Genomic DNA, 11,551 nt, shown 5'->3' with positions numbered 1-11,551 from the left:
CATGATCATGACAACAAGCTAAGCGCGATGGTGATTCAATCCAATCGCATCGCGCTTCGAGAGATCAGGCGGATGACACGCCGATCGCGCGTTGCAGGTCGGTGATCGCGCGCAGGCAGCTGTCGGCGGGCGTGGTCTCCGGGTCGATCAGCCGGTGCAGGCGGAAGCCGTCTTCCAGTGCCAGCACGATCGCGCCGGTCCACTCCGGATTGAGTCTGGCGTTCCGTCCGCTGCTCCGTTGCGCGGTCTCGACGATGTCGGCGATCAGCTTGCGCCGCGCGCGCAGGCGTTTGGCGAGTTCCGGGCGACGCTTCTCGGCGCGCGCCACGAACAGGATCATTTCCATGTGCAGCAGCGGGGAGCGGCCGAGCGGATCCTGCCGGCTGCGATCGGCGGTGCGCAATGCTTCCAGGAAGTCGGGCAGGTTGCTGTGCCTGGCGAGCAGATCGAGATTGCGCCGGATCGATTGCTCGACGTGATCCTCGAGCATCGCGATGATCAGCTCGTCCTTGCTCTTGAAGTTCGAATAGAACGCGCCGCGGGTGAAGCCCGCCGCCGCCGCGATCGTCTCGATGCTGGCGCCGCCGATGCCCTGTTCCTCGAACACCCGCGCCGCCGCCTCGAACAGCTTCTCGCAGGTGTCGTCGCGTGTCGGTCTGGTTCGAACCCTTGACATCGGCGCATTTTAGGGCAGAATGCAACTCGATACAAGAGTGTATCGAGTTGCATTGAGAAAACCAGAACGGCCGTACCCGTGTCGGTGCGGTCTTGAGGATGACACCAAGGCGCGCCAGGGTGCAGGCACCGGGCGCAGCGAGCGAACGAGGTCACCATGAACGAGCAAGTTCAGCCGGCGAGCAGCGAGCCGCTTTTCAATCCACTGGCCCCGAATTCATCCGCAATCCCTATCCGTATTACGAGCGGATGCGGCGCCTTGACCCGATGCATGTCAATGCGCACGGCGCTTTCGTCGCGAGCCGGCACGCCGAGGCGAGCCTCGTGCTGCGCGACAAGCGGTTCGGCAAGGACTATGTCGAACGCTCGATCCGCCGCTACGGTCCCAAGATCATGGACGAGCCGGTGATGCGCAGCATGGGCCACTGGATGTTGCAGCAGGACCCGCCGGATCATACCCGCCTGCGCGGCCTCGTCGTCAAGGCGTTCACCGCGCGCCGGGTCGAGGACATGCGCCCGCGCATCCAGCACGTCGTCGACGAGACGCTCGACCGCATCATTCCGCAAGGCAAGATGGACCTGATCGAGGATTTCGCGTTCCGCCTGCCGGTGACGATCATCTGCGATATGCTCGGCATCCCCGAGGAGCATCGTGAGGCGTTCTACAACGGCTCGCGCGACGGCGGACGCCTGCTCGAGCCGGTGCCGATGACGCCGGAGGAGATCAAGCAGGGCAACGCCGGCAACGCGATGGCGGCGATGTATTTCCACCAGCTGTTCGAGTTGCGCCGCAAGCAGCCCGGCGACGACCTGACCACGCAATTGGTGCAGGCCGAGGAGGACGGTCAGAAGCTCACCAACGAGGAACTCACCGCCAACATCATCCTGTTGTTCGGTGCCGGTCACGAGACGACCGTCAACCTGATCGGCAACGGTCTGCTCGCGCTCCATCGCAACCCCGACCAGCTTGCGCTGTTGCAGGCCAATCCCGGACTGATCACCAATGCGATCGAGGAGTTCCTGCGTTACGACTCGTCGGTGCAGTTGACCGGTCGCGTGGCGCTGGAGGATATCGAGGACCTCGGCGGCAAGCGCATCCCGAAGGGTGAGAGCGTGCTGTGTCTGCTGGGCTCGGCCAATCACGACGAGGCGGTCTATCCCGATCATCCCGAGCGGCTCGACATCCAGCGGCCGAACGTCAGGCCACTGTCGTTCGGCGGCGGCATCCACTTCTGCCTGGGTGCCCAGTTGGCACGGATCGAGGCCGAAATCGCGATCTCGACGCTGCTGCGCCGGATCCCCGACCTGCGGCTCGATGACGCGGAAAATCCGGAGTGGCGGCCGACCTTCGTGCTGCGCGGCCTGAAGCGGCTCCCGGCAAGCTGGTGACTGCTGAAACTCGCGGCAGGGCGGTGATCCTGCCGCGACGGCCGGCGTGCACGCACGCTTGGACGGAAAATCGGCCTGACGTGACGCCGCGGCGGTAAAGCCGCTGTGACTTCGCCATACTTGTCTCTATATTTGGGCTGCTCCGGCCTGGTTTCAGCCAAAGGGGTTCGGCATCGACAGGCTGCCGCGGAGCGGGCTCAAAGGGAGACACCGTGCAGACGACGCTGCTCGGGCTGGCAATCGCCTTCATTCTTGCGCTGGTCGCCGCGCTGGTCGGTCCGTATTTCGTTGACTGGAACCAGTTCAGGCCGCAGTTCGAGGCCGAGGCGACCAAGATCATCGGGGCGCCGGTCCGCGTCGCCGGCAATCTTGACGCGCGCCTGTTGCCTGCGCCCTCGCTGCGGTTGAAAACCGTCACCGTCGGCGGCGCCAGCGAGATGGGCAAGGTCCGCGCCGCCGATCTCGACGTCGAGTTCAGCCTCAGCTCGCTGATGCGCGGCGAATGGCGCGCGACCGAGCTCACGATCAACGGCGTGTCGGTGGATCTCGGGCTCGACCCCAAGGGGCGGGTCGACTGGCCGACGTCGAGCGGCACCTTCAATTTCGCCTCGCTGGCGATCGATCGCCTCAATCTGACCGGTCGCGTCGCGCTGCACGATGCCGCGAGCCATAGCAAGCTGGAGCTGAACGACATCGCCTTCAGCGGCGATGTCCGCTCGCTCGCCGGCGCGATCCGCGGCGACGGCAATTTCATGTTCGACGGCAACCGCTACCCGTTCCGGATCTCGTCGGGGCAAAGCGCCGACGGCAACGGCACAAGGCTGCACGTCAACATCGATCCCGGGCAGCGGCCGGTGTCGGCCGATCTCGACGGCATCCTGAGCTTCGAGGCGCGGGCGCCGCGGTTCGAAGGCACGGTGACGCTGGCGGGGATGCCAGGCCAGCGCGGTGGCGGCGACGCGCCGCCGTGGCGGATCGTGGCCAAGATGAAATCGGACTATTCGGCCGCACGTCTCGACCAGGTCGAGGTGAGCTATGGCGCCGAGGACCGCGCGCTCAAGTTCGCCGGCAACGGCGATGTTCGTTTCGGCGCGTCGCCGCTGCTGCGCGCATCGCTGACGGCGCGGCAGCTCGATGGCGACAAGTTCGCTGCCAAAGATAGCGGCAAGGATGGCAACGACGGCAATGTCGAGCCGGTGCGCGTGCTGCCCGCGATGCGCGCGGTCCTGTCGGGCTTGCCGCCAAGCCTGATCCCGGCACAGATAGAGCTGGCATCCGAGCAGATCATGCTCGGTGGCCGTCCCCTACAGGACATCTCCGCGGAGCTGCAATCCGACGCCAAATCCTGGACGGTGCGGCGGCTCGAGTTTCGGGCGCCGGGATCCACGCGGGTCTCGATGAGCGGCGCCAGCGCGCAGGCTGGAGCCGCGAACAGCTTCAAGACCGCGCTCAACATCGAATCGTCCGATCCCGATGCGTTGATGACCTGGCTACAGGGACGGGGCGAGGTCGCTTATCGCAGCCAGAAGCCGCTGCGGTTGCGCGGCGACGTCACGGTGTCGCCGGCCGGCTTTGCGATCGACGCCATGAAGGCCGAGATCGAGGGCGGCTCGGTCGAGGGCCGCGTCGCGGTTGCGCATCGCGAGGCGACCAGCGGATCGAAGGTCGAGGCGCAGCTGAAGGCGGAGCGGCTCGATCTCGATGCGACCGCGGCTTTCATCCGTTCGCTCGCCGGCCCGCAAGCCGAATGGCCCGACGAGGCGCAGCTGTCGCTCGACATCGGGCGTGCGATCTCCTCGGGGCAGGAATTGCGGCCGTTGCAGGCGAAGCTCGCCTATGGCCCGAAAAGCGTCGTGATCGAGCGCGTGAAGATCGGCCAGCCCGACAATGTCACGCTGGACGGCAGCGGCAGTTTCGACCGCGTCAATGCGACCGGCAAGCTCGCGGTCGACGCGACCGCCGCCTCGCTTGGCCGGCTGACCGCCGTGGTTCAGCCGTTCGCGCCGGCGCTCGCAGCGCGGCTTGGCGTGCTCCGCGCCGATGCCGGCCCGGTCCGCGCCAAGCTTGGGTTCGACCTCGCCAAAGGCAAGGTGGCCGATCGTGCCGCCGCGCGCGCGACGCTCGATGTCGAGACGCCCCAGGTCAAGGGCAACATGGTGATCTCCGCGGCGCCGCAATTGGCTGCGATCCGGGCGCTGGATGTCGATGCGCTCCGCCGCAGCGACGTCGCGGCCGAGGCCAAGTTCTCGGCCGGTGAGGGCAGTGCCATGCTCGCGGTGCTCGGGCTCGACCGCGCGGTCGCGGCGGGCACGGGCGCGACGCAATTCGAGGGCACCGTAAGCGGTGCGTGGCGCGCGCCGTTGCGGGTGAAGGCCAGGCTGTGGGGGGCGGGGCTCGACGCCGATGCCGACGGGACCGCGGAGCCTTGGGCCAAGGACGGAGCTGGCGAGACCAAATCGAGCGTCAGCCTCCGCGTCCGCAGTGCCGACATCAGTCCGCTGCTCAACCTGAAATCATCCGATCCGGCCGCCACGATCCGGCTGTCGTCGCGCGTGACGCTCGCGGGCGACAGGCTGACCTTCGACGATCTCGACAGCATCGTCGCAGGTTCGCGGCTGCGCGGCCGTCTGGCCTTGACGCTCGGCGATCAGAAGAGCGTCGAAGGTGAAGTCGGTCTCGATCAGATCACGCTGGCGCCGATCTTCGCGGCCGCGATCGGTGCCGCCGGACATGATGCGACCGAGCCGCTCGGCCCGGGACTGACCGGGGCCTGGCGCGGCAAGGTGACGTTCGAAGCGCTGCACGGCCTGTTGCCGGGCGGCGCCGAGCTGCAGCCGGTCAGCGGCACGATCCGGGCAGACGGGCAGTCGCTGACCTTCGACGCCATCAAGGGCAAGATCGGCGGCGGCGAGGCGGTGGCCTCGATCGACGCGCGACAGGGCGTCAATGGGCTCGCCTTGAATGCGAATGTGCAGCTCTCGGGCGTCGACGGTTCAGCGTTGCGCTACCGCAATCTGGCGCTGCCCAAGGGACGCGCGTCGATGCAGATGACGCTGCTGACGCAGGGCCGCAGCGCCTCGGCGTTGACCGGCGCGCTGTCCGGCAGCGGCACCGTGACGCTGGAGGCGCTGAACCTCCCGGGTCTCGATCCGCGCGCATTCGACGTCGCGATCCGCGCCAGCGATTCCGGGCAGGCGACCGACGACATCAAGCTGAAGCAGATCGTCGAGCCGGTGCTCGCAGCCGGCACATTGTCGATCGCGTCGGCGCAGATTCCCTTCAACATCCGCGACGGCCGCATCCGGGTCGGCGCCACCACGCTTGCGGCCAACGGTGCCAATGCCATCGTGTCCGGCGGTTACGATATTCCGGCCGACCAGGCCGACATCCGCGCCGCGCTGGCGTCGACGCAGGTCGGCACCGCCAACAGCCGACCGGAAATCCAGCTGCTTGCGGTCGGGACGCCCGACGGGCTGACGCGCAGCGTCGACATTGCGGCGCTGTCGTCGTGGCTTGCGGTGCGGGCGATCGACCGGGAGACCAAGCGGCTCGACGCGATCGAGCGCGGCGAACCGCCGCCGCCGGTTCCGGCCGCCGTTCCGCCACCCGCCGTGCCGGCGCCGGATGTGCCGACGTCGAATTCGCCGGCGGCGCCGCTCGCCGATGTTCCGGTGCCTGGCCGCGATCCGCGCCGTGTGCCGGCGAAACCGAAGGTCGTGGCGCCGCATCCGCCGATCGTCCCGCCGGTCGCGACCGCGCCCGCCGTTGCGGTGCCTGCGCCGGTTGGCGGCCAGCCGCAGCTCGCGCCGCTGCCGCCGCCGATCGAGGTTAAGCCGTTGCCCGGTGCCGTCAGGACGAAGCCGCTGCGGCCCCCACTATCGCTGACGCCGCAGGTCGCCAATCCGTCGCCGCGGCCTGCCATGCAGAACTGACGTTGCTGCAAGCGAAGCGGATACCGGTTCGCGCAAGAAGCGCGTCAGACTGGATCGGAGATCGGCTCACGATTGGTGTTGGAGAATATTGATCAGCCTGCCGAACGGATCGCGGACGAAGAAGCGCCGCACGCCCCACGGTTCGTCGAGCGGTCCGTATTCGATCGCAATCCGGGCGGCCGCGAACCGACGCAGCGCCTCGTCGAGGTCGTCGACCTCGATCGACAGATCAGGCACTGGCGTGCCCGATCCACCTTCGGAAGCGAAGCTGATTTGAACCTGCATCGTTTCGGATGAGCCGTAAGTCGCAACCCAACCGAAATCCATCAGCGACGTGAGGCCGAGGATATCCTGATAGAAGGCTTTCGCCGCCGCGATGTCCGAAGCGGCAACGTTCGCGACGATGCGACTGACCTTCATGCCGAACTGACCTTCATGCCGAAGTGACCTTCATGCTGAAGTGGCCTTCATACCGAAGTCCGCGGCGAACGACCGCCTGCTCGCGGCGGTCGCAGAGGCGGTCAGGCCTGCTGGCGCGTGTCGACCTGCTGCGGCCGCACATCCGTCGGCACGGCCGGCGTGGCGCGCGAACGGAAGTAGTCGAGCACGAATAGCCGGATCGCGGAGGACAGGTTGCCCTGCTGGCGATTGTTGTCGATCTCACCGACCAGCTCGGACAGCGTCATGTTCCGCAGGCCGGAAATCTCCTTCATGCCGTTCCAGAAGGCTTCTTCGAGACTGACACTGGTCTTGTGTCCGGCGACCACGATCGAACGCTTAACGACAGGAGACTTCATGATGCGTCTCCAGTCTCGATGCGGTGCTGATCGAGTTGACGAGTGTTGCGCTCGCCGAGGAATTCGTCACGCGCTCGTTCCAATTTGGTGCGACCGAATAGCGCACGATTGGCTTCGGCCTGCTTTGCTGCTTGTTCGCGCTCACTGCGCTTCTTGAATCGTTTCAGGTTGACCACGTCGCCCATGCTCGTCGTCCTCATCGTCCCCAGAGCGGAATTGGTGATGCATCGTGACGAAAGCAAGAGCGATCGCGCTGCGCGCCCGGCTCGATATCCATCCCGAATCCCCATCTGATGCTTTTGATAGCATCAAAGAATCCGTTTCGCTCTGCGAAAACTAGACGTCTGTACCACGCGCCAGCGCAGAGCTGATAGCTAACCCGCCTTAGTCTTTAGGCGTTATGGTCCATAATTATATCACGCGCATTGTCCGGACATTGCGTCGCGCCCTAGCCGGGGTGTGTCATTTTGTCCGGCTGCACGAGGCGATCAAATTCATCCGCGGACACCAGTCCGAGCCGCAGCGCTTCTTCCTTCAACGTCGTTCCGCGCGCATGCGCCGACTTGGCGACCTTGGCTGCATTGTCGTAACCGATCTTCGGTGCGAGCGCGGTCACCAGCATCAGCGAGCGCTGCATCAGATCGTTGATGCGCTTTTCGTCGGCGCGTATTCCGACAACGCAATGCTCGGTGAATGAACGAACGACGTCCGACAGCAGCTGAATGGAATTTATCATACAATATGCCATAACCGGCTTGTACACGTTCAGCTCGAAATGGCCCTGGCTGCCGGCCACGGTGATAGCGGTCTGATTGCCGAACACCTGGCAGCAGACCATGGTCATGGCTTCGCACTGGGTCGGATTGACCTTGCCCGGCATGATCGAGGAGCCCGGCTCGTTCTCGGGCAGGATCAGCTCGCCGAGGCCCGAGCGCGGGCCGGATCCGAGGAAGCGGATGTCGTTGGCGATCTTGAACAGGCCGGTCGCCACCGAATTGATCGCGCCGTGCACCAGCACATAGGCATCGTTGGAAGCCAGCGCTTCGAACTTGTTTGCGGCGCTGGTGAACGGCAGCCTGGTGATCTCAGCGACGTGGCGCGCGAAGGCCCTCGCAAATCTCGGCTTGGAGTTGAGGCCGGTGCCGACGGCGGTGCCGCCCTGCGCCAGCGGAAACAGATCCTTCACCGCGACGCGCAGTCGCGCGATGCCGCTCTCGACCTGCGCGGCGTAGCCGGAGAATTCCTGGCCGAGCGTCAGCGGCGTCGCATCCTGGGTGTGGGTGCGTCCGATTTTGACGATCTTCGCGAACGCCTTCTCCTTCTTGCGCAGCTCGCGATGCAGCTCGGTGAGCGCCGGAATCAGATCGGCGATGATGCGGCTTGCGGCCGCGATATGCATCGCGGTCGGGAACGAGTCGTTCGACGACTGGCTCATGTTGACGTGATCGTTCGGATGGATCGGCTTCTTGGCGCCGAGCTCGCCGCCGAGCATCTGGTTGGCGCGGTTGGCGATCACCTCGTTGACGTTCATGTTGGACTGCGTGCCCGAGCCGGTCTGCCAGACCACCAGCGGGAAATTGTCGTCGAGCTTGCCTTCGATCACTTCCTTGGCGGCGCGGATGATCGCGCCGGCGCGGCGCGCATCGAGCTGGCCGAGCTCGCGATTGGTCTCGGCGGCTGCGAGCTTCACGATGCCGAGCGCATGCACGATCGCGATCGGCATCCGGTCGTGGCCGATCTTGAAGTTCTGTCGCGAGCGTTCGGTCTGCGCGCCCCAATAGCGATCGGCCGGTACGTCGATCGGACCGAAGCTGTCGGTCTCGCTGCGGGTCTTGGCCTTGGATGGAGTGGTCGATCGAGCCATGGATGCTTTCCGTAGATGCTTGCCGTGAATGCTTGCGATTGCGTCGTCAGGCGTGGGCCGGCGCGGCGATGCGACGCGGTCCGCGCGAAGGCGCGTTCATGCGCAGGATAGTCCGGGATGACGACCTGTCATCCCGATCCTGGCAAGCATCCTACAAGGTCGAGGATCGATCCGGGTTTAGATTATTTCTTGCGGAAGCGGTCCAGCCGCACCACCTCGGCGCCCTCGCTGGGCTTGGCCGGCTCCTGCTCGGTATCGGCCGTCTCGGTCTCGACTGTTGCGCGAGCGGCCGGCGTGGGAAGGGGAGCGGCCGGCGCGGCGGCGGGAGCAGCGTCTTCAGACAGCGCCTCGGAGACGTCGAAGCGCAGATCGAACGGTGCGGAGGGATCGAGGAAGCGCGTCACCGCGGCAAACGGCACGGTCAGCCGCTCGGGAATTCCGCCGAACGACAGGCCGACCTCGAAGCGATCCTCCGTCACCACCAGGTCCCAGAACTGGTGCTGGAGGATGATGGTCATTTCTTCGGGATACTGCGCAAGCAGCCGCGCCGAAAGCTTCACGCCGTCGCCGTGCGACAGGAAGGTGATGTAGAAATGGTGCTCTCCCGGCAGGCCATGCTCGGCGGCGTCGGACAGCACCCGGCGCAGCACCCCGCGCAGCGCGTCGCGCGCCAGCACGTCATATCGGATGTGATCGGTCGCCATGGTGATCCTGTCGCTTCGAAAATGGCCGGCGAGGCAGCGCCGGATCGTCCGACTCGCCCCTCTTGCCATGCTACCCCGCCGAAAGCCGGAAATCAGCAGGGCCGGCAGTTGAAATGCGGGCGGACGCCCGATCGAAAAATAAAGTGGAGGCTTCTGTTGCCAGGTGCCTCCGGACCCCGCCTAGCGGAGCTTAACCCGCTAGGACTTTAAGATGGTCTTTCAAACTGCGTTACGCAGCCTGAGCAACCGGAGCAAAGTTGTCGTTGGCAACTATTGCAATGGCCCGATGTCGGCGGAACCATACCGAGAAAAAACGCGCCCTTTACGCCCTCGTCGATCCTATTTCGCCCCCGCCAAAAGCCACCCGAGGATGGGTTCGAGATGGGTTTTGGTGGAGGCGCCGGGTACCGCCCCCGGGTCCGAATGGTTTATTGCGACGGTCATTTATTTCCATAGCCGGCGAACCGGCACCCCCAATATAGCGGCAAAGCCATAGAAAAACAGAGCGGATTCAGGCCGATTCAATTGGGAAAACCCACCGATTTAGGTTGACCGGCGCCTTGGCACAGGCCTCGGCCAGGATCCTTGGCGCTATCCGGCGCTGTCCAGGCTCCATTGATGCCCCGGAACTCCCGCCGGTTGCCGCTCCGGCGCCGGACGCCCCGTGGGCGTTTCCGCTCCACCAGCCCGGCCTGCTCGAACTGTTCCTGGCCTTGCCAAGATTCCCTCGTCGGCTTTTCGCAAGGGGGCTGGTCTGGGCCCGGCGGTCGATCATCGAACAGCGCCACTGGGTGACGCCGGAGGCGTTCAACGAGACCTTCGCGCTGTGCCATTTCCTGCCAGGTCCGAACATCGTCGACCGGTCAGCCGTGTTCGGCTCGCGCTTTCGCGGCATCGCGGATGAGCCCGCGGCTTTCGCCGGGCCGGCCGGACCGCCGATGCTGATCGCGACCACCCTGGCCGCGCTCTATTCCCATGACGGCGAGATCGACGCGCTGCGCCGCACGCTCGCCGGCGTGGCCTGTGCCGCGGTCGGCCTGCTGTTCGCCGTCGTCCTCAAGATGATGATGCCGCCGTTGAAGCGGCGCGATGTCACAGCCCTCGTCATCCTGGCGGCGGTCTTGGTTGCGATCGGCGGGGCCAATTCAGCGATCCCCGAAATGCAGCGCGCCGCCGTCGACGTGCATCGCTGATCGACAAGCAGTTCACCGACGTGTTCGCGATGTCGCAGCTCTCGCCGGGACCGAACGTGCTGATCGTGACGCTGATAGGCTATTCTGTCGCAGGCGTCGCCGCGGCGCTGGCAGCGGCGGTTGCGATGTGCGGACCGACGCGCTGCTTGCCTATTATGTGAGCCGTTTCCTTGATCGCTGGCGCGACGCGTGCCTGCCCGCGATCATGCAGGCGGCACTGGCTCCTCCGTCGATCGGCCTGATCGCCGCAAACGGTCTCAACGCGGCGCAGACATCAGACCAAAGTTGGATCGCGATCCTGATCACCATTGTTGCAGCCGCACTTGCCTTTGCGACGCGGATCAACCCTTTATGGATGTTGCTTGCCGGAGGTCTCTTGGGTTTTGCTGGCGTTGTCTGACGAAAATCGCTAGCAAGGTCTCGGTCAACGCACCGCAAGCCAAGCCATTCAATCAATACGGGCGACACAGCCCTGACGGGGGGAAGCGAAGTCATGAGCGATACGCCGAGCGAGGCGCCGGTCAAAACGATCTTGCCGAAATGGGTGCGCGGTCCGCAGGATTTCGTCGGCGGGCTCGCCATGGTGGCGGTCGCGCTGTTTGCCTTGTGGGCCTCGAGCGATTTGCAGGGCATGCACGGATTCTCGTTCGGCGCCGGAACGGCGCCGCGCATGTTCGCCGTGCTGTTGCTGTTGCTCGGCGGCGCCGTTGCGCTGATCGGAATCCTGAATGACGGCCCGCAGATCGGGGCCTATTCCTGGCGCGGCCCGTTGTTCGTGTCCGCGGCGATCGTGTTCTTCGCGCTGGCGATCCGCCCGCTCGGGCTCGTGGTCTCCGCCTTCGCCGCCTTCCTGATCGCGGCGATGGGCTCGCACGAGACCAGATGGATCGAAGCCATCATTGTCGGCGGCTGTCTGACGCTCGGCTGCGCGTTGCTTTTCCCTTATGTGCTGGGACTTCCGATGCCGATGTTCCCGCGTTTCCTGATCCAGTGAGGG

Annotated in this window: 11 protein-coding genes, 1 other RNA gene and 1 pseudogene; 6 read left to right on the top strand and 7 right to left on the bottom strand. The window is 65.4% G+C overall.

Translation table 11 applies throughout. The features are described from left to right. Window positions 1–64 precede the first annotated feature (64 nt). A complete protein-coding gene (locus CWS35_RS33275) occupies window positions 65–676 on the bottom strand; it encodes a TetR/AcrR family transcriptional regulator (RefSeq protein WP_024580112.1) in 612 nt (203 codons plus the stop codon). 156 nt (window positions 677–832) lie between these two features. Here CWS35_RS33275 and CWS35_RS33270 point away from each other — a divergent pair. Both CWS35_RS33270 and CWS35_RS33265 read left to right on the top strand, forming a co-directional pair. Beyond that, window positions 833–2,064 (top strand): annotated as a pseudogene (locus CWS35_RS33270) (cytochrome P450). Window positions 2,065–2,276: 212 nt separating this feature from the next. After that, the gene (locus tag CWS35_RS33265) at window positions 2,277–5,996 is read left to right on the top strand and encodes an AsmA-like C-terminal region-containing protein (protein WP_100955468.1); all 3,720 of its coding nucleotides are present in this window, start codon (window positions 2,277–2,279) and stop codon (window positions 5,994–5,996) included. A 66-nt stretch (window positions 5,997–6,062) separates the two neighbouring features. On the opposite strand, the gene CWS35_RS33260 is transcribed toward CWS35_RS33265, so the two are convergent. The 6 genes from CWS35_RS33260 to ssrA all read right to left on the bottom strand — a co-directional run bounded on the left by CWS35_RS33260 (window position 6,063) and on the right by ssrA (window position 9,868). Next, window positions 6,063–6,416, bottom strand: a complete 354-nt coding sequence (locus CWS35_RS33260) for a VOC family protein (protein WP_100955467.1) — start codon at window positions 6,414–6,416, stop codon at window positions 6,063–6,065. 101 nt (window positions 6,417–6,517) lie between these two features. Next, window positions 6,518–6,793: a ribbon-helix-helix domain-containing protein gene (locus tag CWS35_RS33255; RefSeq protein WP_024580116.1), complete on the bottom strand. Its 276-nt coding sequence runs from the start codon at window positions 6,791–6,793 to the stop codon at window positions 6,518–6,520. Further along, window positions 6,790–6,978: a DUF4169 family protein gene (locus tag CWS35_RS33250; protein ID WP_024580117.1), complete on the bottom strand. Its 189-nt coding sequence runs from the start codon at window positions 6,976–6,978 to the stop codon at window positions 6,790–6,792. Before CWS35_RS33250 ends, CWS35_RS33255 begins: the two co-directional genes overlap by 4 nt. A 263-nt stretch (window positions 6,979–7,241) precedes the next feature. Beyond that, entirely contained in the window at window positions 7,242–8,657 is a 1,416-nt protein-coding gene (gene fumC, locus CWS35_RS33245) for a class II fumarate hydratase (protein WP_024580118.1), read from the bottom strand. A 182-nt stretch (window positions 8,658–8,839) separates the two neighbouring features. After that, window positions 8,840–9,361, bottom strand: a complete 522-nt coding sequence (locus tag CWS35_RS33240) for an SspB family protein (protein WP_024580119.1) — start codon at window positions 9,359–9,361, stop codon at window positions 8,840–8,842. A 142-nt stretch (window positions 9,362–9,503) separates the two neighbouring features. Continuing rightward, window positions 9,504–9,868: a transfer-messenger RNA gene (ssrA, locus tag CWS35_RS39265) on the bottom strand. A 107-nt stretch (window positions 9,869–9,975) separates the two neighbouring features. On the opposite strand from ssrA, the gene CWS35_RS33235 reads away from it, so the two are divergent. From CWS35_RS33235 to CWS35_RS33220, 4 genes are all read left to right on the top strand, one after another. Further along, window positions 9,976–10,554, top strand: a complete 579-nt coding sequence (locus CWS35_RS33235) for a chromate transporter (protein WP_100956875.1) — start codon at window positions 9,976–9,978, stop codon at window positions 10,552–10,554. A gap of 29 nt (window positions 10,555–10,583) precedes the next feature. Continuing rightward, window positions 10,584–10,715, top strand: coding sequence for a hypothetical protein (locus tag CWS35_RS40235; protein ID WP_145987252.1), 132 nt, complete (start codon window positions 10,584–10,586; stop codon window positions 10,713–10,715). Next, window positions 10,682–10,954: a chromate transporter gene (locus CWS35_RS40230; protein WP_157817306.1), complete on the top strand. Its 273-nt coding sequence runs from the start codon at window positions 10,682–10,684 to the stop codon at window positions 10,952–10,954. Before CWS35_RS40235 ends, CWS35_RS40230 begins: the two co-directional genes overlap by 34 nt. A gap of 93 nt (window positions 10,955–11,047) precedes the next feature. Further along, the gene (locus CWS35_RS33220) at window positions 11,048–11,548 is read left to right on the top strand and encodes a tripartite tricarboxylate transporter TctB family protein (RefSeq protein ID WP_024580120.1); all 501 of its coding nucleotides are present in this window, start codon (window positions 11,048–11,050) and stop codon (window positions 11,546–11,548) included. The last annotated feature ends 3 nt before the right edge of the window (window positions 11,549–11,551 follow it).

The sequence above is a fragment of the Bradyrhizobium sp. SK17 genome (genome assembly GCF_002831585.1).
In the GTDB taxonomy this organism is placed as follows: domain Bacteria; phylum Pseudomonadota; class Alphaproteobacteria; order Rhizobiales; family Xanthobacteraceae; genus Bradyrhizobium.
This window is presented reverse-complemented; position numbering and strand designations above follow the sequence as displayed.